Here is a 26,101-nt window from a genome sequence, read left to right as displayed (position 1 = left end):
CACGAACGGTGGAAGCGTTTCCTCTCGCCAGATCGGGGATCTAGGGAGGAAATCCATGCAACCGATGATGCGCGTCTTCGGGGCCGCGCTCGCGAGTTCTGCATTGGTTCTGGGCATGGCTCCGCTCGCCACTGCGGCGGAGCAGGGGCAGGCACAGCCGGAGTTCAAGGTCGGCGCGATCGACTGGAAGCCCTGCGAGGAGGTGCCGACGATCGACTGCGGGTTCCTGACGCTGCCGATCGACTACGCGAAGCCGAACGGCGAGAAGTTCCAGCTCGCCGTGTCGCGGCGCAAGGCGAACGACCCGGCGCAGCGCATCGGCGCCATGGTCATCAACCCCGGTGGGCCGGGCGGTTCCGGCGTCGACTTCTCCTTCGGCGCCGACCGGTACTTCAGCAAGGAGATCGTCGACAGGTTCGACGTCATCGGGTTCGACCCGCGCGGTGTCGCACGCAGCCAGCCGATCAAGTGCTCGCTCGACCTGCTGCAGAAGTCGCCGTCGGAGTACCCGAAGTCGAAGGCCGAGTTCGACCGGCTGGTCGCGTTCAACAAGGAGCTGCGCGCGGACTGCCGCAAGCAGTCCGGTGCGATCTTCGACCACGCCTCCACCAGGGACGTGGCGCACGACATCGACTCGATCCGGCGCGCGCTGGGCGAGCAGAAGATCAACTACTACGGCGTCTCGTACGGCACGATCATGGGCCAGCACTACGCGGAGCAGTACGGCCGCAACATCCGCGCCATGATCATCGACTCGAACATGGACCACAGCCTCGGCACGTGGAAGTTCCTCGAGACCGAGGCGCGTGGCGCGGACGACATGTTCAACGAGTGGGTCAAGTGGAGCGACCGCACGCCGGCCTCGCCGTTCTACGGCAAGGACCTCCGCAAGATCTGGAAGGACCTGCTCGCCAGGGCCGACCGCGGTGAGCTCGTCGACGAGAGCGGCCGCAAGATCACCGCGGAGAACCTCGGCGCCAACGTCGTCGGCATGGGCTACGGCCCGTCGTTCAAGCCGTTCGCCGACTGGATCGCGACGCTCGTGGCCGGTGCGCCGGCGCCCGCCAAGGCCTTCGCCGCGGGGGAGACCGCGGAGAACCCGTTCGCGGGCATCTTCTGCAACGACTACAACCTGCGCGTCGGCTCGTGGGGCGAGTACCAGGCCCTCAACGCCCTGGAGAACCGCGTCGCGCCGAACACCCGTGGTTCGTCGATCGGCCACGGCGCCATGATGGGCTGCGTCGGTTTCCCGAAGGCCACCAACGCCCAGCGCCCGCTGAAGATCAAGAACGCGCCGAAGATCCTGCTCACCAACTCGCGCTACGACACGGCGACGGTGTACGAGTGGGCCGTCAACGCGCACCGGCAGTCCCGTGACACCACCGTCTTCGTCACCTACGAGGGCTGGGGCCACGGCGTCTACGACCGCAGCGAGTGCACGCTGAAGATCAACAACGAGTACCTGCTGTCGCTGAAGCTGCCGCGCAACGGCACCACCTGCGCCGCCGTCGAGCCGCCGCTCGAGCCGGCCGTGCTGTCGGCGAAGCCGAAGGTCACGGTGGGCCCGTTCTAGTCCGTCACCCGTCGTGAACCGCGCCCCCGGTGTGTACGCCGGGGGCGCGGTTCGCGTCACGGGCGGGTGAGCGGGGCGGGACACGCCTCGTGACCGGACCGGCGCCGCGAGGTGACCGAACCGAAGCCGTGAACGCGGCGAAACGCGGTCGTAACACCCCCTCCCCGACAGTTCACCTCGGCGAAACGTTCTGCGCGGGCGCGTGAAACAGGCCATGCCGATGCTCCCTGCAACCGACGTGCAGTGGAGGTCGAAGTGGATACAGGGGACACCGCCTGGGTGCTCACCAGCGCCGCCCTGGTGCTGTTGATGACGCCGGGCCTCGCCTTCTTCTACGGGGGCATGGTCCGTTCGAAGAGCGTGCTCAACATGATCATGATGAGCCTCGGCGCGATGGCCGTGGTCGGTGTCCTGTGGGTGCTCTTCGGGTACTCGACGGCGTTCGGCGCGGACGTCGGCGCCGGCCTGCTGGGCAAGCCGTTCGAGTTCTTCGGCCTCGACGGGCTGCTGGGTGCGGACTCGCTCGCCGGCAAGATCCCGAGCACCGCGTTCGTGGCGTTCCAGGCCATGTTCGCGATCATCACGGTCGCCCTCATCTCCGGTGCGATCGCCGACCGCGCCCGCTTCGGCCCGTGGCTGCTGTTCGCGGGCCTGTGGGCCACCGTCGTCTACTTCCCGGTCGCGCACTGGGTCTTCGACTTCGACGGCAAGGACGCCGACGGCAACGTCATCGACCCCGGTGGCTGGATCGCCAACAAGCTGCTCGCGATCGACTTCGCCGGTGGCACCGCTGTCCACATCAACGCCGGTGCGGCGGGTCTCGCGCTCGCGATCGTGCTCGGCAAGCGCGTCGGCTGGCCGAAGGAGCCGATGAAGCCGCACAGCCTGCCGCTGGTCGTGCTCGGCGCCGGTCTGCTGTGGTTCGGCTGGTTCGGGTTCAACGCCGGTTCCGCGCTGGGCGCCAACGGCCTCGCCGGTGTCACGTTCGTCAACACGCTCGTCGCGACCTGCGCCGCCATGCTGGGCTGGCTGCTCACCGAGCGCATCCGCGACGGCAAGGCCACCACGCTCGGTGCCGCGTCGGGCATCATCGCCGGCCTGGTCGCCATCACGCCCGCCTGCTCGTCGGTCACGCCGATCGGTGCCATCGCGGTCGGTGCGATCACCGGTGTCCTGTGCGCACTGGCCGTGTCCCTGAAGTACCGCCTGGGCTTCGACGACTCGCTCGACGTCGTCGGCGTGCACCTCGTCGGTGGCCTGTCCGGCACGATCCTGATCGGCCTCTTCGCCAGCGAGGCGGCCCCGGCCAAGATCAACGGCCTGTTCTACGGCGGCGGCTTCGACCAGCTGTGGCGCCAGGCCGTCGGCGCGGTCGCGGTGCTGGGCTACTCGTTCGTGATCAGCCTGCTCCTCGGCTACCTGGTGAAGTTCACCGTCGGGTTCCGCGCCACCGAGGAGGCCGAGGTGGCGAGCATCGACGAGTCCGAGCACGCTGAGCGCGCCTACGAGTACGGCAGCCTCACCAGTGCGCGGGGAACCGGCAAGCCGAGCGTGGCCGCGGGTGCGACCGCGGTCCTCGAGGGGAGCAACAAGTCATGAAGCTGGTCACCGCGATCATCAAGCCGTTCACGCTCGACGACGTGAAGGGCGCCCTCGAACAGCTCGGGGTGCTCGGCATGACCGTCAGCGAGGTGCAGGGCTACGGCCGCCAGAAGGGCCACACCGAGGTCTACCGCGGCGCCGAGTACTCGGTGGACTTCGTGCCCAAGATCAAGATCGAGGTCGTCGTGGACGACACCGCCGTCGACAAGGTGCTGGAAGCGGTGGTCGAGGCCGCCCGCACCGGCAAGATCGGCGACGGCAAGGTCTGGGTCACCCCGGTCGACGCCGTGGTGCGGGTGCGCACCGGCGAACGCGGATCGGACGCGCTCTAAGGACTGAGGGAGACGGCCCGTGGAGAACAACGAAACGGCCGTCGTCACGGCTGACGACCTGGTGCGAGCCCGCGAGAGGCTGCTCGTGCCAGGTCGTCGTCGCTTGGCCGCCGAACCGCTGCGCGAGGCACTCGTGGACCTGCACGAGTTCTGGTTGACCAAACACGCGGGCGCAGCTGGGACATCCGGACCGGGTGTCGCGCTGGTGGCGGTCGGCGGGCTGGGGCGGCGCGAGCTCGTGCCCTACTCCGACCTGGACCTCGTGCTCGTGCACGGCGGTCTCAAGAACATCGACGAGATCGCCGAGAAGCTCTGGTACCCGCTGTGGAACTCCGGCATCGGCCTCGACCACTCCGTCCGCACGGTCGGCGAAGCACTGCGCGTGGCCGCCGGAGACCTGCGGACCGCGTTGGGGCTGCTGGACATCCGGCACGTCGCGGGCGACCAGGAGATCACCCGCAAGCTCGCCGACGGCGCGCGGCAGGCGTGGCGCGGCAACGTGCGCAACCGGCTCGACGAGATCGCCGAGTCCTCGACCAAGCGGTGGGCGCGCAGCGGCGAGATCGCGCACCGCGTGGAACCCGACCTGAAGCACGGCCGCGGCGGGCTGCGGGACATCACGATCCTCGACGCCCTGTCGGTGGCCCAGCTGGTCGACCGGCCGTCGGCCGACGTGGACGAGGCCCGCAAGCTGCTGCTGGACGTGCGCACCGAGCTCCGCAGGGTGGCGCGCAAACCCCGTGACGTGCTGCGCGCGCAGGACGGTGACGAGGTGGCCTCCGCGCTGGGGCTGGCCGACCGGTTCGCGCTGGCCCGATCGCTCTCCTCCGCCGCACGAACGGTCGTGTACGCGTTCGACGTGGCCACACGAACGGCCCGTGCCGCGGTTCCGAAACGGGGGCTCGGGGCGTTCCTGCGGGGGCAGCCGCCGCGCAGGCCGCTCGATGAAGGCGTTGTGCTGCACGGGTCCGAGGTGTCCCTGGCCCGTGACGCGATCCCGAGCCGTGATCCCGCGCTGTTGTTGCGCGTCGCGACGGCGGCGGCGCGCTCGAAGCACCCGATCGCGGCCGGAACGCTGACCCGGCTCGCGGACTCGGCGCCGGAGCTGCGCCAGCCGTGGCCGCGCGAGGCCCGCGAGGAGCTGCTGGCGTTGCTGGGCAGCGGCAGCGGGCTCGTGGACGTGGTGGAGGCACTGGACCGCACCGGGCTGTGGGGCCGGCTGTTCCCCGAGTGGGGTGCCGTGCGGGACCTCCCGCCGCGCGACGCCGCGCACATGTGGACCGTCGACCGGCACCTCGTGCAGACCGTCGCGCACGCCGCCCGGCTGGCGACAACGGTGTCACGGCCCGACCTGCTGCTGCTGGGCGCGTTGATCCACGACATCGGCAAGGGCCGGCAGCAGGACCACTCCGAGGTCGGCGCCGCGCTGGCCACGGCGATCGGCGAGCGGATCGGGTTGTGGCCACAGGACGTCGCGACGCTGTCCGCCCTGGTCCGCCACCACCTGCTGCTGCCGCACACAGCGACCCGCCGCGACGTCGAGGACCCGGCGACCGTGCACCGCGTGGTCGAGACCCTCGGCGGCGACGCGGTGCTGCTGGAGCTGCTGCACGCGTTGGCGGAGGCGGACTCCCTGGCCACCGGTCCCGGCGTGTGGACGGACTGGAAGGCGTTGCTGCTGGCCGACCTGGTCGCCCGCTGCCGCACGGCCATGGCGGGGGAGGCGCTGCCCAAGCCGGAACCCCTCGACCCGGCCCACGTGGCGATGGCCGAACGCGTCGCGGCGACCGGAAAACCCGACGTGCTGCTGGAGAAGCAGGACCACGCGGCCGTCGTGACGGTGCTCGCCCCCGACCGCCCCGGCATGCTGTCGAAGGCGGCGGGCGTGCTCGCGCTGAACTCGCTGGAGGTCCACGCGGCGACCCTGCGCTCCCGCGGCGGCGCGACGGTCGACGCGTTCACGGTCTCCCCGCGGTTCGGCTCACTCCCCGACGCCGCACTGCTGCGCGAACAGCTCGCCAGGGCCATCGAGGGCTCCCTGCCGCTGGCCGACAAGCTCGCCGCCAAGGAACGCGACTACGGCGGCCCGCCACTCGACCCGCCCCCCGCGCGCGTGCTGTGGTTCGACGACGAGGCCACCGGCGCGGTCGTGCTGGAGCTCCGCGCGGCGGACCGCATCGGCCTGCTGCACCGGATCGCGGGCGCCCTGGAGCAGTGCGGCGTGGACGTGCGGTGGGCGCGCGTCTCGACGCTGGGCGCCACGGTCGTCGACTCGTTCAGCATCGCCGGCTCCGACCTGGACCGGCGCCGCGTCGAACGTGCCGTGCTCGACGCGGCCAGGTAGCGGATGAGTATCTCTACGCACAACCACTCGGGGTGCTCACGCTCCTGCGGCGCTGCGGAACAGGGCAGTCTTCGTCGTGTCCGGAAAGCGTCCTTCGAGGGGTGGACCGCTTCCCGGACGAGGTGGCCCGGCCGGGGCAGACCGGCGGTGGGCGTTGGCGGGGCTGGGGGAGGCCACCGCGCGACCGACACCGCCGGTGGCTCCGGCCGCGGTTGCCGTCCTCCTCTCAGACGGTGCGCTTGATCACCCGGATTTTTCCGTGCATTCGGTGATGAATCGGACCAAACTGAACGAGAGGGCCGGCCCAGACGTCTTCTAGGACATGACCGCCGTGTTGAACACGCAGACCACCGCCGTCCGAGTGCAGCGCCGCTCACTCGTCGTCCTCGCCGGAATCCCCGGCGCGGGCAAGACGACGCTGCTCACCCGCCTGAAAGCGGACGAGCCGGTCACGGTGCTCGACTCGGACCAGGTCCGCACGTTCCTCGAACCCCGCATCCCGCTGCCGTACCGGTACTGGCGCGTCGTCGTCCACCTCACCCACCGCCTGCGCGTGTTCCGGGCGGCCCTCTTCAGCCCGGGCCTGCTGGTCGTCCACGAGCCGTCCACCCGCCCCGGCACCCGTTCCATGCTGGTGCTGGCCGGCCTGCTCTCCGGCCGCGCCCGCCACTTCCTGTGGCTCGACGCCACCGCCGCCCAGGCCCTGGACGGCCAGATCGCGCGCCGCCGCATCGTGCGCACCCACGCGTTCGAACGGCACGTGCGCCGCGGCGTGGAGATGCGCGAGCGCTTCGAGTCGGGCTGGGTGCCGTTCGGGTTCCGGTCGGTGACGCTGCTGACCCGCGCGGGCACGTCCGGCGGCCTGCGGATCACCGTGGGCTGATCCTGCGTCTGGCCTCCGCGATGAGGTCATCGGGGTCTCCGGTGACGGCCGAACCCGTCATCGGGTGGGTGCGGCCGTCGGCGATGTCCCAGAACCTGACCGTGCGGTCGGACGAGCCGGTGACGATCACGTCATCGGGCAGCCACAACGCTGCTGTCACCGCGGAGCTGTGCCCGATCAACGCCGTCCGCTGACCGCCCGTGGTGGTGTCCCACAGGCGAGCGGTGTGGTCGTCGGACGCAGTGAGAAGAGAACCGCCGTCCGGAGACCATGCCACGACGTTGATCTGATCGCGGTGTCCACGCAGCTCGGACTCCTCGCCCAGCTCATCTGTGAGACGCAGGACGAGGACGGTTGCGTCCGCGCATCCGACCGACAGGAGTTCTCCACCCGGATGCCAGTCGAGGCAGGTGAACCGTTTGTTGGTCCTGAAACTGCACAGTGTGCGGTCCAGGGTGTTGATGGTGATCAGGTTCTCCGAGTCCGCGACTGCGAGAACGTTCCGGGATGGATGCCAGCGGACTGCTCTGAGCGATCCCGCGTGGTCCCTCCAGTTCGTCGGCACGATCAGTTCTCCGGTGCGACCGTAGATCCTGGGCACACCCGTGTAGCTGAGCGATGCCACCGCCAGCAGCGAGCCGTCTGCCGACCAGTGGACGTCGAGTGCGGGGTCGGCTTGTCCGGTGAGCTGCGTCACCATGCGGAAGTTCTTGTCGTAGACGAGCACATCGCCGCGGGAGGCTCCGACCGCGAGCTGCTCACCGTCCGGTGTCCAGGCCAACGCCTCCGGTGCCGGGTACTGGATGAACCTGATGTCGCGCCGGCTCACCTCCGACGTCCAGCGTGACGGAGCCCGGTCGTCGTGGAGGTTCGCGGACATACCGACCGACAGTTCGAGGCCGAGAGGATTCCAAGCCAGCGCGCGAACCGGTTCGCGCGCGCTGAACCACCGGTAGTCCGGTTCCGAACCGATCTTCCAGGTTCGCTCGACGCCGTCGGCTGACACCGTCGCCAGACGATCTCCCCGGTGCGACCACGCGATGGCTCGCACGGCGTGCTGGTGGACGTGCAGCCGCAACACCTCCTCCCCGGTCACCGCGTCCCAGACCCGCAGCACGCCGTCGACGGCCCCGGTGGCCAGTCGCGTCCCATCCGGCGACCACGCCACCGCCTCGACTGCCCCGGTGTGCCCGAGCAGGTGGCGTTCTGCGTCCATGCGGTGCAGCCCGGCGCTGCCGTTTTCACTCCCGCTCGCGAGCACCTCGTTGTCCGACGGGTGGAACCGCACCGAGTGGACAACCGAACCCGTCGCGATGTGTCTGTGCTCTGAGGAAACCGGGCCGTTCGCCGTGCTCGTGACAACGATGCCGCCATCACCCCGTGCGACCGCGACCCATCTGCCGTCGCTTGAGATGTCGGCGTCCCACAACGCCGGTGGTTGCACGGCGGTGTTCGGCGTCCGGAACTGCCACATCGCGTCGGGGAGTTCCTCGAAGAGATCCCAGACCCGGACCACTCCGTTCGCACAAGCGACCAGGAGAAACCTGCCTTCGGCGTTGAAGCGCACGGAAACCGGCCTGCCCTGCAACGGCAGTTCCCGGAGTTCCCGCTTCTCGCTCACCGACCACAGACGGAGAACCTCATCGGTCCCGGCTGACGCGATGATGTCGCCGGTGACCGACCATGCGATCGACCGGACGTCCGCTGTGCCGATTCCGTGGGAGAGGGTCCACCGAGGTTCATCTCGGTCCGCGTTGCGGACGTTGATCTTTCCGTCGGAGGAGCCGGTCGCCACCATGGTGTCGTCGGGTGACCAAGCCACGTTCGCAATGCCCCCACCGGGGCTGGGCGTCGACCGCAGTAGCGGTGTGGATGACAACGCTTCCAGAAGCGCCTGTTTCCACTTGGCCACATCAGGCGCGAGCCACAGAATTCGGGCTGAGGTGTCGTCACCGGCGAGTGACCGCAACACCTCCTCGGGATCCAGCAGACGTTTGCGCTTCACGACCTCATCGAGCCGTTGCTGCAGTGACAGCTCGACCAACTGCCGGGCGTCCTCCGACAGACCGGACGCAGCCACTGCTTCAGCGAACTGCCTGCGAGACTCGCGGAACGATCTGTTCTCGGCGACGGGCCACAGCGCCGCAAGCAGGGAAGTGAGCCGAGAGGGCGCGATGAGCTGGTCGGGGTGTCGTGTCCAGTCTGCGGCAATGCCCTCCAGTTCTCGGCGGGCGAGCAGCGCTGCTTGGTCGCGTTGCAAACTCTCCCGCAACCGCGGCCAATGCTCGAACAAGCTTTCGTGTGCAACCTCAACGGCGTCCTGACCGCAGTGTGCCCAGCCGTCTTCGCCCACCGCGCTCAGCCGGACGGTGGTGAGGACGCGGTTCGCGATGAACGAGTCGAGCAGCTGTCGTTCCGACGGGCTCAGTCCGCGCAGCGCGACCGGGCGTCTCGTGAACCTGCCGGATGCGTCGACGGTGGCCAGCCGGTGGAGTGTGCGCAGCACCTCGAGCTCGGCCTCTCGGGGATCAGGCCATGACCCGTCGCCGTCGCGAACGAGGTCACGAGCCATCGCGAACGCTTCTTCGGCTTGCCGCCGGAGGATGTCCATGACTCGGCCCGACGCCAGGTACTCGGCGCGGGTGATCGCTCGCGGCGGCTGGGTGCCATCCGGGTTGACGTGCCACCACAAGTTCTCCAACGCAAACGCAAGGAGTGGTAGCGAGCCGCGGCTGGTGTCCGCCAAGATCGAGCCGAGTGCCTCCTCGTCGACGTGCCAGCCGCGTGAGCGCAGAGGCCCGTTCACGACGAGCGGCAGGTCGGCGCTGGTGAGTTGGTTGACCAAGAAGTTGTCGCGCAGCAGAGGTGTGAACTCCTCGTGCTGCATCAGCGCGTCGAGGAAGTCCGCCCGCACGGTGTACACGACCCACGCTGTGGTGCGACTTGCCTCAATCAAAGCCTTGACCAGCGCGGACGGCTCGGGAGCCAGATGTCCGTCCTCGGCTCCGAGCAACAGCTCCTCGGCCTGGTCGAGCACTACGACGTGGTGTTCGGCATGGCTGCCGGCAGTGATGATGTCGATTGCGTCCCGAGCAGGTGTGAGGGGGCCCGTGATCGTTCGCCCGTGCTTCCTCAGCAGCGGAATCAAACCCGCACGGACCAGCGAGGACTTTCCGGCGCCTGACGGTCCGATGACCGCTATCGCGCCAGACGTACGCCGGCCGAGTAGAGGCTCGGCAAGCCGCCGTACATCGTCATCACGGCCGAAGAACAGCGACGCCTGGTGTTCGTCGAACGCCTTCAAACCAGGAAACGGTGATGAAGGGCCCGCCGCCGTGCTCACACCCGCCCGCGAGAGAGTGCCGAGCAGCATGTCCGCAGCCGCCGCCAACGAAGCCGGATCAGACGCGTCCACGCTTTGCGCTTGCAGGTCGTTGAGGAGCACCCGGCCTTGAGTGCGTGCGCTGAAGAACTCGATGCACGGCGACTCGGGCTTGCGTTCGCGGAAGACCGACACCTCCCAGATGCACCATTCGGAGGCGGAGCCGGGCGACGTGACCACGATCAACGCCTCCGCGCCGAGCAGCTCACGGCGCAGGCTGTCCTTCCACGGCAACGACACCGTCGGGCCTGATCCGGGCGCCGTGTAGGCGTGCACGTCCTCGTAGCCGGCGGCCAGGAGCGCTTCACGCAGGTAGAGCGCGATGGTGTCGCCCTCGTCGTGGCCGTGGTAGCTGACGAAGATGCGCCCCATGCGCTGAATCCTGCAGCAATCGACGCAGATGGGGAGCCTGCCCTCGGGTGACGGGGCGGCCAGCTAGTCTGGGAGGCGTGTTCTCGACGCTTTCCGACCGGCTGACCACGGTCCTCCAGGGCCTTCGCGGCAAGGGCAAGCTCAGCGACGCCGACATCGACGCCACCGCGCGTGAGATTCGGGTCGCGCTGCTCGAGGCCGACGTCGCGCTGCCCGTGGTGCGCGGCTTCATCGCCAAGGTGAAGGAACGCGCCAAGGGCGCGGAGGTGCACCAGGCGCTCAACCCGGCGCAGCAGGTCGTGAAGATCGTCAACGAGGAGCTCGTCAACGTCCTCGGTGGTGAGACGCGCCGGCTCAACCTCGCGAAGAACCCGCCGTCGGTGATCATGCTGGCGGGTCTGCAGGGTGCCGGCAAGACGACGCTCGCGGGCAAGCTCGCCAAGTGGCTCAAGGGGCAGGGGCACACGCCGCTGCTCGTCGCGGCCGACCTGCAGCGCCCGAACGCGGTCACGCAGCTGCAGGTCGTCGGTGAGCGCGCGGGCGTGCCCGTGTTCGCACCCGAGCCCGGCAACGGCGTGGGCGACCCGGTCTCGGTGTCGCGCCGCGGCATCGAGGAAGCGAAGGCGAAGCAGCACGACATCGTGCTCGTCGACACGGCCGGCCGGCTCGGTGTCGACGAGGAGATGATGAAGCAGGCCGTCGACATCCGGGCGGCCGTCAACCCGGACGAGGTCCTGTTCGTCGTCGACGCGATGGTCGGCCAGGACGCGATCAACACGGCCACGGCGTTCCGCGACGGCGTCGGCTTCACCGGTGTCGTGCTCACCAAGCTCGACGGTGACGCCCGCGGTGGTGCCGCGCTCTCGGTCCGCGAGGTGACCGGCCAGCCGATCCTCTTCGCGTCCAACGGTGAGAAGCTCGAGGACTTCGACGTCTTCCACCCGGACCGGATGGCGTCGCGCATCCTCGGCATGGGTGACGTGCTCACCCTCATCGAGCAGGCCGAGCAGCACTTCGACCAGGAGCAGGCCGAGAAGGCCGCGCAGAAGCTGCACTCCGGCCAGTTGACGCTGGAGGACTTCCTGGAGCAGATGCTCGCGATCCGCAAGATGGGACCGATCGCGAACCTGCTCGGCATGCTCCCCGGCGCCGGCCAGATGAAGGACCAGCTGGGGATGCTGGACGAGAAGCACCTCGACCGCATCCAGGCGATCATCCGCGGCATGACCCCGGCGGAGCGGGACGACCCGAAGATCATCAACGGCTCCCGCCGGCTGCGCATCGCGAACGGCTCCGGCGTCAAGGTCAGCGACGTCAACGACCTGGTCAACCGCTTCTTCGAGGCCCGCAAGATGATGGCCTCCATGGCCGGCCGGATGGGCTTCGGCGGCGGTGGCGGCAAGAAGGGCAAGGGCAAGAAGGGGAAGAAGGGCAAGGGCCGCGGCCCGACGCCCCCCAAGATCAAGGGCGGCTTCCCCGGGATGATGCCCGGCATGGGCGGTCTCCCCGGCATGGGCCAGCTCCCCGGCATGCCTCCCGGCGGCCTCCCCGACCTCGGCGGCAGCCTGAACGAGCTCCCGCCCGGCTTCGACCCGTCGAAGTTCAAGTTCGACGGCGACGACAAAAAGAAGAAGTGACCATGCACCTGCGCGGCGTCGTCCTGCCGGACGGCGAGCCGCGAGACCTGTGGGTGGTCAACGGCCGCGTGCGCACCCGGCCCGTTCCGGGTGCGCAGACCGTGGTCGACGGCGGTTTCCTGGTACCGGGCCTGGTCGACGCGCACTGCCACGTGGGCCTCGGCCCGCAGGGTGGCGTCGAGCTGCCCGAGGCCGTCGACCAGGCGCTGACCGACCGCGCCGCGGGCACGTTGCTGATCCGCGACTGCGGGTCGCCGGTCGACACGACGCCGTTGCAGGAGCGCCTCGACCTGCCCCGGATCATCCGCGCGGGCCGGCACATCGCCAAGCCGAAGCGGTACCTGCCGCACATCGGCGTGGAGATCGAGACCGACCTCGCCTCCGCCGTGGCCGAGCAGGCCGCGCAGGGCGACGGCTGGGTGAAGCTCGTCGGCGACTGGATCGACCGCGGCGTCGGCGACCTGGCCCCGCTGTGGACGGACGACGAGCTGGCGCAGGCGATCAAGGTCGCCCACGACGCCGGTGCCAAGGTCACCGCGCACGTGTTCGGCGAGGACGCGCTGCCCGGCCTGATCGGCGCCGGGATCGACTGCATCGAGCACGGCACCGGCCTCACCGACGACACCATCGCGATGATGGCCGAACGGGGCACCGCGCTGGTGCCCACGTTGATCAACATCGAGACCTTCCCCGGCATCGCGGACAAGGCGGGCAAGTACCCGGCCTACGCCAGCCACATGCGCGACCTGCACGCCCGCGTCGCCACCACGGTGGCGAAGGCGGTCGAGGCGGGCGTCCCCGTCTACGCGGGAACCGACGCCGGCGGTGGCATCCAGCACGGCCGCATCGTCGACGAGATCGCCGCGCTGCACCGCGTGGGCATGAGCGCCGCCGACGCCATCGGTGCCGCGTCGTGGAACGCCCGCGAGTGGCTGGGCTTCCCGTCGCTGACCGAGGGCGCGGCCGCGGACATCGTGGTGTACGACGAGGACCCGCGCACGAACCTCGACGTCCTGCGGTCACCGCGCCTGGTCATGCTGCGGGGCCGGGTCTACTGAGCCCGGGCGAGCGCACCGACCTGGTACGAGCCGCCCTTCCGCTGCGTGATGACGGCCATCCGGTTGGCCGCGTTGATGAGCCCCACCAGGCACACCAGCGCGGCCACCTGCTCGTCGTCGTAGTGCTTGCGCACGTTCTCCCAGGTCTCGTCGCTGACACCGTCCCTGGTGAGCAGCGTGCCCTCCTCGGCGAACGCCAGCGCGGCCTGCTCGGCCTCGGTGAACACGGTGGTCTCGCGCCACCCGGCCACCAGGTGCAGCCGCAGCGGGTCCTCACCGGCGGCGACGGCTTCCTTGACGTGCATGTCGAGGCAGAAGCCGCAGCCGTTGAGCTGGCTCGCCCGCAGGCTGACCAGCTCGGCCGTGAGCGTCGGCAGCGACGTGCCGTGCACCGCCTGGCCGAGGCCCGCGAACCGCTTGGCGATCTTGGCGCCGGTCTCGGTGGCGAAGAGGTCGAAGCGGGGTTCCATGGTGTTCCTCCCTCGTGGGTCTTGCTCGGTGCCCACAGGACGCCGCCGCTCCAGACCGTGTGACAGGCCGCCGTTGTGACCCGTGCCACTGTCACAGGACCCGATCGGGTGGCGTCTGGTGGGGAGGCCACGTTCAAGGGGGACACCGATGCCGGACACCGCGACGGACACCTTCGTCAGCCACCGCAACCTGCTCTTCACGATCGCCTACGAGATGCTCGGCTCCGCCGCCGACGCCGAGGACGTGCTGCAGGAGACGTGGCTGAAGTGGTCCGGCGTCGACCACGGCACCGTCGAGAACCACCGCGCCTACCTGGTCCGCATCGTGACCCGCCACTCCCTCGACCGCCTGCGCACCCTCGGCCGCCGCAAGGAGACCTACGTCGGCTCGTGGCTGCCGGAACCCCTGCTCACCACCCCGGACGTCGCCGAGGACGTCGAGCTCGCCGACAGCGTCTCGATGGCCGTGCTGCTCGTCCTGGAGACCCTGACCCCGACCGAACGCGCCGTCTTCGTCCTGCGCGAGGTCTTCGACCTGGACTACGACGAGATCGCCGCCGCCGTCGACAAGACCCCGGCCGCGGTCCGCCAGATCGCCCACCGCGCCCGCTCCCACGTCGCTGCCCGCCGCCCGCGCGAGGTCGTCACCCAGGCGGCCACCCGTGCCGCGCTGGCCGCGTTCCGGCGCGCCACCGAGACCGGTGACCTGCAGGGACTCCTCGACCTGCTCGCGCCGGACGTCGTGTTCCTCGGCGACGGCGGCGGCGTCAAGCAAGCCGTCCCCCGTCCGGTCGTCGGCGCCGCGAAGGTCGCCCGCATGCTGCTCGGCGGCCTCACCAGGGTGGCCGGCTGGTCCATGGAACCCGCGCAGGTCAACGGCTACCCGGCGCTCGTGCTCAAGTTCGCCGGCGAGCTCGACACGGTCATCGCGCTGCGCATCGACGACGGGCGGATCAGCGGGCTCTACGCGGTGCGCAACCCGGCGAAGCTCTCGCACATGGAACGGGAGAACCCGCTGGCCCGCTGACCGCGGCGCGGAGGTTTGGACCCCTCTCCGCCCGCCGATTCGACTACGAGGAGAAGGACACCCGCCAAGACCTCGATCTGACCATCTTTTGGCCAGGCGCTTGGCCGGGTTCCACCGGTGCAGCACGCTAACCTCGGATTCGGGGCCGCTGATCGCTGTCCCCACTCCACTCGTATCGCGAGGCACCGGTCCCGCACCGGTGTCTCAGCAGCCGTCGATCGCGAGGTGAGCCGATGAGTGCGCCACACACCACGCCACACACCACGCCGCACGCAGTACAGCCGCTGGCAGCCGCGGCGTGACTAAATTGCAGAGCGTGAACGAGCAGGAGTCCCCCAAGCGCACCTTCCTCCAGAGCGTGCGCGACGTCAGCCGCAACCCGGAGCCGGAGCGGGTCGGCCAGCGCTGGGGTTTCGGTGCGTTCCTCCTGGTGGAGGCCGTCTTCATCCTGTCGGCCGTGTTCATCACCGCGGTCGGCAGCAGCGTCGGCGCGACCCTGGAGAACTCGACGTCGCTGGTGCTGATCGGGTCGCTGGTGCCGATCCTGCTCGCCGCCACCCTGGCCGTGGTGATCACCTACGTGCGCGGCAACGGGCCCGTGGTCGACCTCAGGCTGAGCATGACGAAAGAGGACGTGGCGATCGGCCTGAAGATCGGTGTCGCCGGTTTCGTCCTCACCTACGTCGCCGCCACCGCGTGGGCCAAGATCGTCGGCGAGGGCAACGCGACCAGCGCCATCGCCGAGCTCTTCAGCCAGGCGAACCTGCCGCTCGCGGCCGCGATCACGATGTTCCTCTACATGAGCTTCATCGGGCCGATCTGCGAGGAGATCATCTTCCGCGGGCTGCTGTGGGGTGCCGTCGAGCGCCAGGGGTGGAGCCGGTGGGCCGCGTTCGTGCTGACCACCGTGATCTTCGCGGTCAGCCACCTGGAGCCGCAACGGACGTGGCTGCTGCTGGTGATCGCCATCCCGATCGGGGTGGCCCGGTTGATCACCCGCAGGCTCGGGGCGAGCATCGTTGCGCACGTGATGAACAACTTCCTCCCCGGTCTGTCCCTCCTGCTGCTCTCGGTCGGTGTCATCTGATGGACCTCAACAGTGACCTCGGCGAGGGCTTCGGCATCTGGCAGCTGGGCGACGACACGGCGCTGCTGGGCGTCATCACCAGCGCGAACGTCGCCTGCGGCTTCCACGCGGGCGACCCGTCGACCATGCGCCGGGTGTGCGAGCAGGCCGCGCGCAACGGCGTCCGGGTCGGCGCCCAGGTGTCCTACCGCGACCTCGCGGGCTTCGGCCGCAGGTTCATCGACGCCGACCCGGCCGAGCTGGCCGACGAGGTGCTCTACCAGATCGGCGCGCTCGACGCGTGCGCGCGAGCGGCGGGCACCGAGGTCGTCTACGTGAAGCCGCACGGCGCGCTCTACAACGCGACGGTGCACCACGAGAGGCAGGCGCAAGCCGTGGTCGACGGCATCAAGGCGTTCAAGGACCTGCCCGTCCTCGGCCTCCCGGGCTCGCAGCTGCTCACGAAGGCCGAGGCCGCCGGCCTGCGCGCGGTGCAGGAAGCCTTCGCCGACCGCGGCTACACCCCGCAGGGCACGCTGGTGCCGCGCTCGGAGCCGAACGCCCTGCTCACGGACACCGAACAGGTCGTGGAACGGGCCAAGCGCCTGCTCGACGGCGAGATCGTCGCCGTCGACGGCACGGTGCTCAAGACGCGGGCCGAGTCGTTGTGCGTGCACGGCGACACGCCGGGTGCCGTGCACCACGCGCAGGCGGTGCGAGAGGCGCTGGGAACGGTCGCCGCGTTCGCCTAGACCGCCCCGATTCGGGTTCGGCGGCTCCCCTCTGGCACAATTGACCGCTGTCCGCCGCGGTCGGCCCCTCTGCCCGGGCCGCGGCTGTGCGAACCACCAACACAGAGTTCGAGGAGTACCAGGCCCGTGGCCGTCAAGATCAAGCTTCAGCGTCTCGGCAAGATCCGCCAGCCGTACTACCGCATCGTGGTCGCCGACGCGCGCACCCGCCGCGACGGCAAGGCGATCGAGACGATCGGCAAGTACCACCCGAAGGAAGAGCCGTCGTTCATCGCGGTCGACTCCGAGCGCGCGCAGTACTGGCTGGGTGTCGGCGCGCAGCCGACCGAGTCGGTCCAGCGCCTGCTGGAGATCACCGGTGACTGGCAGAAGTTCAAGGGCCTGCCGGGCACCGAGGGCACCCTGAAGGTCAAGGAGCCGAAGCCGTCGAAGGCCGACCTGTTCGCCGCCGCGCTCGCCGCCGCGAACGAGGAGCCGATGACCGAGGCCACCACGCCGAAGGCGAAGAAGGCCAAGAAGGCCGACGAGGCCCCCAAGGCTGACGCCGAGGCCACCAAGGACGAGGCGTGAGTTTGTTGGCTGACGCCCTCGAACACCTCGTTCGCGGCATCGTCGACCACCCGGACGACGTCCGGGTGAACCTCGTCACGACCCGCCGCGGCCGCACCCTCGAGGTCCACGTCCACCCGGACGACCTCGGCAAGGTGATCGGTCGCGGCGGTCGCACCGCGACGGCTCTGCGCACCGTGATGGCCGGCATCGGCGGTCGTGGTGTGCGGGTCGACGTCGTCGACACCGACCGCTGAACGAACTTCAAGGGCAAATGGACGTCGTTGTCGGCCGTGTGGCCAAGGCGCACGGGATCACCGGCGAGCTCGCCGTTGACGTGCGCACTGATTCACCCGAACTGCGGTTCGCGCTCGGAGCCACGCTCCAGGCCAAGCTGCGTGACGGCACGTCCCGAAGCCTCACCGTGTCAGCCGCCCGGCCTCATGCCGGGCGGCTGCTCGTGCGTTTCGCCGAGGTCGTCACCCGCGACGTCGCCGAGGCGTTGCGCGGCACGTTGCTGCTGGGCAGCACCGACGACCTGCCGCCGAACGACGACCCCGACGAGTTCTACGACCACGAGCTCGAAGGGCTCGCGGCGGAGCTCGTCGACGGCACGAAGCTCGGCACGGTCAAGGAGGTCCTGCACGGACCCGGCGGTGAGCTGCTCGTCGTGCTCCGCGACAGCGGTGAGGCGCTGATCCCGTTCGTGCGCGAGATCGTGCCCACCGTGGACGTGCGCGGCGGCCGTGTCGTGATCGACCCGCCAGAGGGCCTGCTCGATGCAGATTGACGTCGTCACGATCTTCCCGGAGTACCTGGCGCCGCTGCGTGCCGCGTTGCTCGGGAAGGCGATCGACAAGGGCCTGATCAGCGTCGGCGTGCACGACCTGCGCGACTGGACCCAGGACGTGCACAAGGCTGTCGACGACAGCCCGTACGGCGGTGGGCCCGGCATGGTCATGAAGCCGGACATCTGGGGCCACGCGCTCGATGACGTGTGCACGGACTCCACGCGCCTCATCGTCCCGACGCCGGCCGGACGCCCGTTCACGCAGGCGCTCGCCCACGAGTACGCGAGCGAATCGCACCTCGTGTTCGCGTGCGGCCGTTACGAAGGCATCGACCAGCGTGTCGTCGATGACGCCGCACGGCGCGTGCGCGTCGATGAGGTGTCCATCGGGGACTACGTGCTGGTGGGCGGTGAGGTGGCGGTGCTCGCGATCGTGGAAGCGGTCGCACGGCTGCTGCCCGGCGTGCTCGGCAACCCGAAGTCGCACGCCGAGGACTCGTTCCAGGACGGCCTGCTGGAGGGCCCGAGCTACACGCGGCCCGAGGTGTGGCGCGAGCTGGCGGTACCGGACGTGCTGCGCTCCGGCAACCACCGGCTGATCCACCGCTGGCGGCGTGACCAATCGCTCGCCAGGACCCTCGAAAGGCGTCCTGACCTGCTGGAGGCGTTGCCGGCGGACGCGTTCGACAAGCACGACCGGGCCCTGCTCGCACGCCTGCGCGAGGGCGGGGAGTAGCCCGATTTCGTCCCGGAGTGCCTGGTCTGGCACACTGGACCAGTTGCCGCAGCCGGTGTCACATCGGCGTGCGCACCAAGCCGACCCCCATCATGTCGTGCACAGCCATGGAACATGCTCTGGGGAGTTCACAGACACACGTGAGGACCACCGATGAACATCCTGGACGCACTTGACGCCCAGTCGCTGCGCTCCGACGTCCCGGCCTTCCGCGCCGGCGACACGCTGAAGGTCCACGTCCGCGTCATCGAAGGCCAGCGCGAGCGCGTCCAGGTCTTCCAGGGCGTCGTGATCCGTCGCCAGGGCGGCGGCATCCGCGAGACCTTCACCGTCCGCAAGGTCTCCTTCGGCGTCGGTGTCGAGCGCACCTTCCCGGTGCACTCCCCGAACATCTCGGAGATCGAGGTCGTCACCCGCGGTGACGTGCGGCGCGCCAAGCTGTACTACCTGCGCGAGCTGCGCGGCAAGGCCGCCAAGATCAAGGAGAAGCGCGAGGCCCGTCCGGTCTCCTGATCGGTGGCTTCAGGCCCAGAAGACTTCGAGGACGCCTCCGCACCGGATGAACCGGGGCGGGGGCGTGCTCTTGTCTGGAGGGATGTTCTCCACGTCGTCGTGACGGCGGTCGTGCTGACAGTGCTGATCCAGGCGTTCGTGGCGCGGGTCTACGTGATCCCCTCGGCGTCGATGGAACGCACGCTGCACGGCTGCTCCGGGTGCGAGAACGACCGCGTGCTGGTCGACAAGCTCACCTACCGGTTCAGCGACATCGAGCCGGGCGAGGTGATCGTGTTCCGCGGCCCCGAGGCGTGGGGGACGAACGACTTCCGCGGCGCCCCGCCGTCGACGAACCCGATCGCGCGCGCTGTGCGCAACGTCGGTTCGCTGGTGGGCATCGCGCCCGCGAACGAACGCGACTTCGTCAAGCGCGTCATCGCGTTGCCTGGTCAGACCGTGGAGTGCTGCGACGCGCAGCACCGCGTGGTGGTCGACGGCAAACCGCTCGATGAGCCCTATGTGCATTGGCAGGCGGGCACGTCGCCGGCCGACCACGAACCGTTCGCGCCGATACGAGTTCCGGATGGGCGCCTGTTCGTAATGGGCGACAACCGCATGAACTCCACCGATTCGCGCAAACAGGGCGGCGGGGGCGTAGCGGGCACAGTGCCCGTCGAGAACGTCATCGGCAAGGCGCGGTACGTCGTTTTCCCGAAAGAACGGTGGCGTGCGGTGTCCGACCACAACCCTCAGCCCCTAGGCTGATCTCGTGGTTGACGTCGATCCAGAGCACACGCCGTCCAGTGACGAGCCGACTTCGGACGCTTCGGGCGAAACCTCGAAGAAGAAGAAGAAAAAGGGCAACTTCTGGAAGGAACTGCCGGTTCTCATCCTGGTCGCGTTCGGTCTCGCGATCGGCATCCAGGTCTTCCTCGGCCGCGTCTACATGATCCCGTCGGAGTCGATGGAGACGACGCTGCACGGGTGCACCGACTGCTACGGCGACCGGGTGCTCGTCGACAAGGTCACCTACCGCTTCAGCGAGCCAGCGCCCGGCGACGTGATCGTGTTCCGCGGGCCGCCTGCCTGGCAGAACGACTTCCTCGTCGACGAGCCGGGCAACCCGGTCTCGGAGGGCCTGTCGTGGCTCGGGTCGCTGGTCGGCCTGCCGTCGGCCAACGAGGAGGACTTCGTCAAGCGCGTGATCGCCGTGGGCGGGCAGACGGTGAAGTGCTGCGACGAGCAGAACCGGGTGCTCGTGGACGGCAAACCGCTCGACGAGCCGTACAAGCACTTCGACGAGGGCACCGAGGCGGTGCAGGAGTCGTTCGAGGAGCTCAAGATCCCCGAGGGCAAGCTGTTCGTGCTCGGCGACAACCGCAACCACTCGTGCGACTCGCGCTGCCAGGGGCAGGGTGGCCTGAACGGCCTGGTCCCGGTGGACGACGTGATCGGCAAGGCGCGCGTGATCGTGCTGCCCCCGTCGCGGTGGCAGGGCGTGTCGGACCACAACCCGCAGGTCGTGTCGATGGGTGCGCCGGGATGGCAGGAAACCGTCCCGATGGGCCTGGGTATCGTCGCCGCGTGGCCGCTTCTGTTGCTCGGACGCCGACTGCGGGACCGATTCCGCCGATGACGATGCTGATGCCGCCCCGTGCGGTCGTACGCGGCTCGTCGGGGAACTGGGCGCTGCAGAGCACGCTGGAACGCCGTGGCCTCGGTCCGGTCGCCGGTGTCGACGAGGCGGGGCGCGGGTCGTGCGCGGGGCCGCTGGTGATCGCGGCGTGCGTGCTGCGGCCGGGTGACGCGGCGCGGTTCGAGGGCCTGAACGACTCGAAGCTCATGACCGCGGCGGCGCGCGACCGGATGTACGACCTGGTGCGCAAGCGTGCTTTGGATCACTCCGTCGTCGTGGTGTCGCCGGCCGAGATCGACGCGTTCGGCATCCACGTCATGAACATCGAGGGCATGCGCCGGGCCGTGGCGCAGCTGTCGACGCAGCCCGGGTACGTGCTCACCGACGGTTTCAAGGTGCCGGGGATGCCCGCGCCGAGCGTCGCGGTGATCAAGGGCGACCAGGCGGCAGCGTGCGTGGCGGCGGCATCGGTGCTGGCCAAGGTCACGCGGGACCGCATCATGGCCGAGCTGCACGAGCGGTGTCCGGAGTACGCGTTCAACGTGCACAAGGGCTACTGCACGGCCGAGCACACGGCTGCGTTGATGGAGCACGGGCCGTGCGCGGAGCACCGCTGGTCATGGGTGAACGTGGCCGCCGCGGCACAGAAGCACGGTCTCGCCGCGCCGCACAGGGTGGCGCGCAGCATGGCCGCGACGGCCGTGGTCCAGAATGGGGCTTCCCCGGAGAACATCGGGGAGCTCGCGACGAGGGAGGGCGCGGAGCAGATGAACCGCGCGGAGGCGTAATGAGTGCAGAGGATCTCGAGAAGTACGAGACCGAGATGGAGTTGTCGCTGTACAAGGAGTACCGCGACATCGTCAGCCAGTTCTCGTTCGTCGTGGAGACCGAACGGCGGTTCTACCTGGCCAACTCGGTGGACGTGCAGGTGCGCAACGCCGACGGCGAGGTGTACTTCGAGGTGCGCATGTCGGACGCGTGGGTGTGGGACATGTACCGGCCCGCGAGGTTCGTCAAGAACGTTCGTGTCATCACTTTCAAGGACGTGAACGTGGAGGAGCTGGACAAGCCGGACCTGCGCCTGCCGGAGAGCGGGCCGTTCCCCACGTAGCACACCCCACCGACAACTCCGCCGTTTCAAGATCCACAACGGCCGACTTGTCCACAGCCACCGAGTTGTCCACAGATTCCCCTCGGCCCCACCACCCGCCCCGCCCCACCCTGCAAGGTCGTACCCAACGACCCGCAGGGAGGCGAAGGCGATGGAAGCACCGGTACTGGTCCGCAGGCGGCCGCAGCAGGACCTGGCCCGCAGGGGTGAGGACCTGGCGTGCAGGTACCTGGAGCAGCAGGGCCTGGTGGTCCTGTCGAGGAACTGGACGTGCCGCGACGGAGAGCTCGACGTCGTCGCGGTCGACAGCGGCCAGCTGGTGGTCGTCGAGGTCAAGACGCGCACGGCGCCGGCCTGGGGGCGTCCGGACGAGGCGGTCGACGAACGCAAGCTGAGCCGCTTGCGGCGCACAGCGCTGCGCTGGCTCGGCGCGCACCAGGTCGGGTGGTGCCCCGTGCGGGTGGACCTGATCTCGGTGCTCTGGCCACCGGGCGGCGAACCGCAGGTGCAGCACCTGCGAGGGGCCTGACGTGGGCCTCGCGCAGGCGTGGTCGGTGTCGCTGTACGGCGTCGACGGCCTCGTGGTCGAGATCGAGGCGGACGTGGGGGTCGGCCAGCCGCGCACCCACCTGCTCGGGCTGCCCGACGCCGCGTTGCACGAGTCCAAGGAGCGGGTGAAGGCCGCCGTCCGCAACACGCGGGAGGAGTGGCCCAAGCAGCGCATCGTGCTGGGCCTGTCCCCGGCGGCGCTGCCGAAGGGCGGCAGCAGCTACGACCTCGCGATCGCCTGCGCCACCCTGTCGGCCGCCGGCTCGGTCCCGCCCGACCGCCTCGGCAGCACCGTGCTGCTGGGCGAGCTGGCGCTCGACGGCCGGGTCCGCGCGGTCCGCGGCGTCCTGCCCGCCCTGCTGGCCGCCCGCCGCGCCGGCCTGCGCACCGCCGTGGTGCCGGTGGACGCGCTGCCGGAGGCCGCCCTGGTCGACGGCGTGGAGGTGCACGGCGCGCAGACGCTGGGCGAGGTGCTCACGTGGCTGCGCGGCGACGTCCCGGCGCTGGCACCCGTCCCCGAGCTGGCCGACCCGCCACCGCCGCAGGTCCCCGACCTGACCGACGTCGTGGGCCAGCCCGAGGCGCGCTGGGCCCTGGAGGTCGCCGCCGCGGGCGCCCACCACCTGCTGCTGACCGGCCCGCCGGGCACCGGCAAGACGATGCTCGCCGAACGCCTCGCCGGCCTGCTGCCACCCCTGAGCCGCCAGGACGCGCTGGCCGTCACCGCCGTCCACTCGGTGGCGGGCGTGCTGTCGAGCAACGCGCCGCTGGTGTCCAGCCCGCCGTTCGTGACGCTGCACCACACGACCTCCATCGCCGCCCTGGTCGGCGGCGGCAGCGGCCTGGCGAAACCCGGCGCCGCCTCCCGCGCGCACCGCGGCGTCCTGTTCCTCGACGAGGCCTGCGAATGGGGCCAGAAGGCCATCGAGTCCCTGCGCACCGCCCTGGAGGACGGCGAGATCCGCATCGCCCGCCGCGACGGCACCGCCCGCTACCCGGCCCGCTTCCAGCTGGTGCTCGCCACGAACCCCTGCCCCTGCGCCCCGCCGAAGGAGATCGACTGCTGCTGCACCCCGGCCGTGCGCCGCCGCTACCGGTCGCGCCTCTCCGGCCCCCTGCTCGACCGCGTCGACCTGCGCGTCCGCATGCGCCCGATGACCGCGATGTCGAACGCCGACGCCACCCCACCCGAACCCACCGCCACAGTGCGAGCCCGCGTCCTCGCCGCCCGCACCCGAGCCGCCGCCCGCTGGTCCGCCCACGGCCACCCCTGGCAGACCAACGCCGACGTCCCCGGCCCCTCCCTCCGCCGCGAGTTCGCCCTCCCACGCCCCGTGACCGCCCTCCTGGACCGCGCCCTGGCCACCGGCGCCCTGACCGGCCGCGGCGCCGACCGCTGCCTCCGCGTCGCCTGGACCCTCGCCGACCTCTCCGAGTCCGCCCGCCCGACCTCCGACCACGTGGCCGCAGCCCTCTCCTTCCGCGACCGCTCCTAACCCACCCCCCAACCCCACCCGCCCACGACCCACCCGCCCACAACCCACCCACGGTCCACAACCCACCTCGCCCGCGCGGGCAACCAGCCCCAGCAACGCCACCGCCCGCCCCACTGCGGCGACCGCCGCCCCACCTCCCACCCCACGGCCACCGCTGCCACACCGCTGCTGCCACACCGCTGCCCCACCACACGACCACCGCCGCCCCACGGCCACCGCCCCACGGCCACCGCCCCACCGCCACCGCTCCAGCACGGTTATCACCGCACATCGAGGGCGGCGCCTGCCGAAGCCAAAGCAGCGTCCGCCAGGCCCAAGGCGGCGTCCGGCAAGCCCAAGCCCTCTGTCCTGATCCGCCCAGCTCAATCAGCTCAGTCCCGCCCGACCCCGTCCGGCCGAATCCCGCCCGGCCGAGTCCCTCCCCGACCCAGCCCGACCGGGCTCGCCCGCCGCCCAGGACCGACACATCCCCGGCCCGAACTACGCCGTTCGACCCGCCCCGTTCGACCCGCCCCGTTCGGCCCGACCCGTTCAACCCGCCCCGACCCGCCCCAACCCGACCCGGCGCTGGCCGCTGCCCACTTCCCGCCGCATTCCGCCACCACCAGACCGCTGGGCGCGGAGCCCACTCCCACTCCGCGCCCGGCCCCACCCCCCGCCCCTCCGAAACCGCACAACCCCCAGACAGCCGGACGCAGAGCGTTCGAGCCCCGGCTCTGCGTCCGGCCCCACAGGCGGGACGCCCGCCCCTCCCCGGCGGGCGTCCCGCTCTCCCCGCAACGCCGCCCACGCGCCTCCAGTCCTCCTCAGCCCGTCCTCTCCCGAACCGATCAACTCACCCACCTCAGACATCTCAGACAGGAGCCCGACCGTGAACCTGTTCTCCGCCTCGCCCGCCCTGGCCATCGCCGCCTCGCCGACCGCAGGCCTGCCATCCCTCCGGCTGCCCTCGGTGGTCCGCGGCCGGACTCCTGCCACCAGTCCGCCGTGGTGGCCACATCCCTGGCAGCGGTGGCTTCCCTGGTGGTGGTTCCAGTGAGCGGCACCGCGCCCGACGACGTTCGTCTTGCCAGGGCATACCTCTCGCGTGTTGCTGAACCGCATGCCGGGGCGCTGGCCGGGCTGGTGTCGGAGGTGGGGCCGGTGGAGGCGGCGCGGTTGGTGCGAAGCGGCGAAGTTTCGCCGTCGGTGGTCAGTCAGACGTCCGCGCGCAGGGCCGAGGAGCGGGCGCATGAAGACCTCGAGCGCATCGCTGGGCGGGGCGGGCGGTTGGTGGTGCCCGAGGACGCGGAGTGGCCGGGGTGGCCGTTCATCGCGTTGACGATGGGGCAGGCGCGGCGGTTGCGGTGTGGTGGTGAGCCGTTGGCGTTGTGGGTTCGGGGGCCGTACGACCTGGGGGAGGTCACCGAGAAAGCGGTGGCCGTCGTCGGGTCGCGGGCTGCCAGCGGGTACGGCGAGCACGTTGCCGCCGAGTTCGGGTACGGGCTGGCGCAGGCCGGGGTGACCGTTGTTTCCGGTGCGGCGTACGGGATCGACGGTGCGGCTCACCGGGGTGCGCTCGGCGGTGGCGGGGTGACGGTCGCGGTGCTGGCCTGCGGGGTGGACATCGCCTACCCGGCCGGGCACCAGGGGTTGCTCGGGAAGATCGCGAAGGAAGGACTGGTGATCAGCGAGTACCCGCCGGGGGTGACGCCGGCGCGGCACCGGTTCCTGACGCGCAACCGGCTCATCGCGGCGTTGGGGGTCGGGACCGTCGTGGTCGAGGCGGGGCGGCGCAGCGGGGCCAAGAACACGGCGGCGATCACGGTGGCGTTGGGGCGGGTGCTCATGGTCGTGCCGGGGCCGGTGACGTCCGCGAGCTCTGCCGGGTGCCACGAGCTGCTCAGGGACCGGCAGGCGGAACCGGTCAGTTCCGTTGCGGAGGTCGTGGAGTCGGTGGGGCGGTTCGGGGACGATCTCGCCACCCAGCCCGCGCAGAAGCAGAGCGAGATCGGCGCACCGCAGGGCGAGGCGATGCGGGTGTACGAGGCGCTCGGGAAGCGCAGCGCGGTCAGTGCCGAGGTCGCGTCGGTCGAGTCCGGGGTGGCGTTGGAACGGGTGCGGGCGTTGTTGCCCGAGCTGGAGCTGGCCGGGTTGGCGCTGCAGGCCGACGGCGGCTGGCAGCGGGTGGAGGTGCCGCGGTGATCAGGCGACCGATGACCTGCGCTTCTCATCTGTCCATTGTGGAGTCAAAATGAATCT

The 26,101-nt window shown here is 70.2% G+C and carries 23 protein-coding genes and 1 pseudogene; 22 read left to right on the top strand and 2 right to left on the bottom strand.

The annotated features are described in order from the left end of the window. Window positions 1-55 precede the first annotated feature (55 nt). The 5 genes from AB0A63_RS16020 (at window position 56) to AB0A63_RS16000 (ending at window position 6,734) form a co-directional block, all read left to right on the top strand. The gene (locus AB0A63_RS16020) at window positions 56-1,573 is read left to right on the top strand and encodes an alpha/beta fold hydrolase (protein WP_360391020.1); all 1,518 of its coding nucleotides are present in this window, start codon (window positions 56-58) and stop codon (window positions 1,571-1,573) included. 255 nt (window positions 1,574-1,828) lie between these two features. Next, a complete protein-coding gene (locus AB0A63_RS16015) occupies window positions 1,829-3,172 on the top strand; it encodes an ammonium transporter (protein WP_360391018.1) in 1,344 nt (447 codons plus the stop codon). Beyond that, window positions 3,169-3,507: a P-II family nitrogen regulator gene (locus tag AB0A63_RS16010; RefSeq protein ID WP_360391016.1), complete on the top strand. Its 339-nt coding sequence runs from the start codon at window positions 3,169-3,171 to the stop codon at window positions 3,505-3,507. The genes AB0A63_RS16015 and AB0A63_RS16010 overlap by 4 nt, the downstream gene beginning before the upstream one ends. 19 nt (window positions 3,508-3,526) lie before the next feature. Continuing rightward, window positions 3,527-5,851, top strand: coding sequence for a [protein-PII] uridylyltransferase (locus tag AB0A63_RS16005; protein WP_360391013.1), 2,325 nt, complete (start codon window positions 3,527-3,529; stop codon window positions 5,849-5,851). 322 nt (window positions 5,852-6,173) lie between these two features. Further along, on the top strand, window positions 6,174-6,734 hold the full coding sequence (locus AB0A63_RS16000; protein WP_360391011.1) for an AAA family ATPase: 561 nt from the start codon (window positions 6,174-6,176) through the stop codon (window positions 6,732-6,734). Here AB0A63_RS16000 and AB0A63_RS15995 read toward each other — a convergent pair. Then, on the bottom strand, window positions 6,721-10,488 hold the full coding sequence (locus AB0A63_RS15995) for a hypothetical protein (protein ID WP_360391008.1): 3,768 nt from the start codon (window positions 10,486-10,488) through the stop codon (window positions 6,721-6,723). The two genes, AB0A63_RS16000 and AB0A63_RS15995, sit on opposite strands and share 14 nt — an antisense overlap. Window positions 10,489-10,565: 77 nt before the next feature. On the opposite strand from AB0A63_RS15995, the gene ffh reads away from it, so the two are divergent. Together ffh and AB0A63_RS15985 are read left to right on the top strand one after the other, a co-directional pair. Further along, on the top strand, window positions 10,566-12,125 hold the full coding sequence (gene ffh, locus AB0A63_RS15990; RefSeq protein WP_360391006.1) for a signal recognition particle protein: 1,560 nt from the start codon (window positions 10,566-10,568) through the stop codon (window positions 12,123-12,125). A 2-nt stretch (window positions 12,126-12,127) separates the two neighbouring features. Continuing rightward, entirely contained in the window at window positions 12,128-13,183 is a 1,056-nt protein-coding gene (locus AB0A63_RS15985; RefSeq protein ID WP_360391003.1) for an amidohydrolase family protein, read from the top strand. On the opposite strand, the gene AB0A63_RS15980 is transcribed toward AB0A63_RS15985, so the two are convergent. Further along, window positions 13,177-13,653, bottom strand: a complete 477-nt coding sequence (locus tag AB0A63_RS15980) for a carboxymuconolactone decarboxylase family protein (protein ID WP_360391000.1) — start codon at window positions 13,651-13,653, stop codon at window positions 13,177-13,179. The genes AB0A63_RS15985 and AB0A63_RS15980 overlap by 7 nt on opposite strands. A gap of 148 nt (window positions 13,654-13,801) precedes the next feature. On the opposite strand from AB0A63_RS15980, the gene AB0A63_RS15975 reads away from it, so the two are divergent. The 15 genes and pseudogenes from AB0A63_RS15975 to dprA all read left to right on the top strand — a co-directional run bounded on the left by AB0A63_RS15975 (window position 13,802) and on the right by dprA (window position 26,044). Then, window positions 13,802-14,680 (top strand): RNA polymerase sigma-70 factor, encoded by an 879-nt coding sequence (locus tag AB0A63_RS15975; protein WP_360390998.1) that lies wholly within the window; start codon window positions 13,802-13,804, stop codon window positions 14,678-14,680. 316 nt (window positions 14,681-14,996) lie between these two features. Then, complete coding sequence (locus AB0A63_RS15970; protein ID WP_360390996.1) at window positions 14,997-15,767, top strand: type II CAAX endopeptidase family protein; 771 nt, start codon at window positions 14,997-14,999, stop codon at window positions 15,765-15,767. After that, the gene (locus AB0A63_RS15965) at window positions 15,767-16,498 is read left to right on the top strand and encodes a 5-oxoprolinase subunit PxpA (RefSeq protein ID WP_360390993.1); all 732 of its coding nucleotides are present in this window, start codon (window positions 15,767-15,769) and stop codon (window positions 16,496-16,498) included. Before AB0A63_RS15970 ends, AB0A63_RS15965 begins: the two co-directional genes overlap by 1 nt. A 126-nt stretch (window positions 16,499-16,624) precedes the next feature. After that, window positions 16,625-17,068, top strand: a complete 444-nt coding sequence (rpsP, locus tag AB0A63_RS15960) for a 30S ribosomal protein S16 (protein WP_360390990.1) — start codon at window positions 16,625-16,627, stop codon at window positions 17,066-17,068. Next, window positions 17,065-17,304: an RNA-binding protein gene (locus tag AB0A63_RS15955; protein ID WP_030468017.1), complete on the top strand. Its 240-nt coding sequence runs from the start codon at window positions 17,065-17,067 to the stop codon at window positions 17,302-17,304. The genes rpsP and AB0A63_RS15955 overlap by 4 nt, the downstream gene beginning before the upstream one ends. A 17-nt stretch (window positions 17,305-17,321) precedes the next feature. Continuing rightward, window positions 17,322-17,837: a ribosome maturation factor RimM gene (rimM, locus tag AB0A63_RS15950; protein WP_360390988.1), complete on the top strand. Its 516-nt coding sequence runs from the start codon at window positions 17,322-17,324 to the stop codon at window positions 17,835-17,837. Beyond that, window positions 17,827-18,573, top strand: a complete 747-nt coding sequence (gene trmD / locus AB0A63_RS15945) for a tRNA (guanosine(37)-N1)-methyltransferase TrmD (protein WP_360390985.1) — start codon at window positions 17,827-17,829, stop codon at window positions 18,571-18,573. Before rimM ends, trmD begins: the two co-directional genes overlap by 11 nt. A 153-nt stretch (window positions 18,574-18,726) precedes the next feature. Beyond that, on the top strand, window positions 18,727-19,086 hold the full coding sequence (gene rplS, locus AB0A63_RS15940; protein WP_360390982.1) for a 50S ribosomal protein L19: 360 nt from the start codon (window positions 18,727-18,729) through the stop codon (window positions 19,084-19,086). A 3-nt stretch (window positions 19,087-19,089) separates the two neighbouring features. Then, window positions 19,090-19,821, top strand: a pseudogene (gene lepB / locus AB0A63_RS15935) (signal peptidase I); the annotation flags it as partial. Between the two features lie 16 nt (window positions 19,822-19,837). Continuing rightward, window positions 19,838-20,704, top strand: a complete 867-nt coding sequence (gene lepB, locus AB0A63_RS15930) for a signal peptidase I (RefSeq protein WP_360390980.1) — start codon at window positions 19,838-19,840, stop codon at window positions 20,702-20,704. Then, window positions 20,701-21,492 carry a ribonuclease HII gene (locus AB0A63_RS15925; RefSeq protein ID WP_360390977.1) on the top strand — a complete coding sequence of 264 codons (792 nt, stop codon included), beginning with the start codon at window positions 20,701-20,703 and terminating at the stop codon, window positions 21,490-21,492. The genes lepB (AB0A63_RS15930) and AB0A63_RS15925 overlap by 4 nt, the downstream gene beginning before the upstream one ends. Beyond that, a complete protein-coding gene (locus AB0A63_RS15920) occupies window positions 21,492-21,815 on the top strand; it encodes a DUF2469 domain-containing protein (RefSeq protein WP_030468024.1) in 324 nt (107 codons plus the stop codon). The genes AB0A63_RS15925 and AB0A63_RS15920 overlap by 1 nt, the downstream gene beginning before the upstream one ends. 151 nt (window positions 21,816-21,966) lie before the next feature. Continuing rightward, a complete protein-coding gene (locus AB0A63_RS15915; RefSeq protein ID WP_360390974.1) occupies window positions 21,967-22,344 on the top strand; it encodes a YraN family protein in 378 nt (125 codons plus the stop codon). Window position 22,345: 1 nt separating this feature from the next. After that, window positions 22,346-23,860: a YifB family Mg chelatase-like AAA ATPase gene (locus AB0A63_RS15910; protein WP_360390972.1), complete on the top strand. Its 1,515-nt coding sequence runs from the start codon at window positions 22,346-22,348 to the stop codon at window positions 23,858-23,860. Window positions 23,861-24,895: 1,035 nt separating this feature from the next. Beyond that, the gene (gene dprA / locus AB0A63_RS15905; protein WP_360390969.1) at window positions 24,896-26,044 is read left to right on the top strand and encodes a DNA-processing protein DprA; all 1,149 of its coding nucleotides are present in this window, start codon (window positions 24,896-24,898) and stop codon (window positions 26,042-26,044) included. Window positions 26,045-26,101 lie beyond the last annotated feature (57 nt).

Source organism: Lentzea sp. NPDC042327 (assembly GCF_040647275.1).
Classification (GTDB): Bacteria; Actinomycetota; Actinomycetes; order Mycobacteriales; family Pseudonocardiaceae; genus Lentzea.
This window is presented reverse-complemented; position numbering and strand designations above follow the sequence as displayed.

Excerpts from the sequence above, each read along its gene's own strand:
- AB0A63_RS16020 (WP_360391020.1), top strand. The coding sequence starts at position 56 with ATGCAACCGATGATGCGCGTCTTCGGGGCCGCGCTCGCGAGTTCTGCA.
- AB0A63_RS16010 (WP_360391016.1), top strand. The coding sequence starts at position 3,169 with ATGAAGCTGGTCACCGCGATCATCAAGCCGTTCACGCTCGACGACGTG.
- AB0A63_RS16000 (WP_360391011.1), top strand. The coding sequence starts at position 6,174 with ATGACCGCCGTGTTGAACACGCAGACCACCGCCGTCCGAGTGCAGCGC.
- AB0A63_RS15995 (WP_360391008.1), bottom strand. The coding sequence starts at position 10,488 with ATGGGGCGCATCTTCGTCAGCTACCACGGCCACGACGAGGGCGACACC.
- AB0A63_RS15985 (WP_360391003.1), top strand. The coding sequence starts at position 12,128 with ATGCACCTGCGCGGCGTCGTCCTGCCGGACGGCGAGCCGCGAGACCTG.
- AB0A63_RS15980 (WP_360391000.1), bottom strand. The coding sequence starts at position 13,653 with ATGGAACCCCGCTTCGACCTCTTCGCCACCGAGACCGGCGCCAAGATC.
- AB0A63_RS15975 (WP_360390998.1), top strand. The coding sequence starts at position 13,802 with ATGCCGGACACCGCGACGGACACCTTCGTCAGCCACCGCAACCTGCTC.
- AB0A63_RS15965 (WP_360390993.1), top strand. The coding sequence starts at position 15,767 with ATGGACCTCAACAGTGACCTCGGCGAGGGCTTCGGCATCTGGCAGCTG.
- rimM (WP_360390988.1), top strand. The coding sequence starts at position 17,322 with ATGGACGTCGTTGTCGGCCGTGTGGCCAAGGCGCACGGGATCACCGGC.
- trmD (WP_360390985.1), top strand. The coding sequence starts at position 17,827 with ATGCAGATTGACGTCGTCACGATCTTCCCGGAGTACCTGGCGCCGCTG.
- rplS (WP_360390982.1), top strand. The coding sequence starts at position 18,727 with ATGAACATCCTGGACGCACTTGACGCCCAGTCGCTGCGCTCCGACGTC.
- AB0A63_RS15925 (WP_360390977.1), top strand. The coding sequence starts at position 20,701 with ATGACGATGCTGATGCCGCCCCGTGCGGTCGTACGCGGCTCGTCGGGG.
- AB0A63_RS15920 (WP_030468024.1), top strand. The coding sequence starts at position 21,492 with ATGAGTGCAGAGGATCTCGAGAAGTACGAGACCGAGATGGAGTTGTCG.
- AB0A63_RS15915 (WP_360390974.1), top strand. The coding sequence starts at position 21,967 with ATGGAAGCACCGGTACTGGTCCGCAGGCGGCCGCAGCAGGACCTGGCC.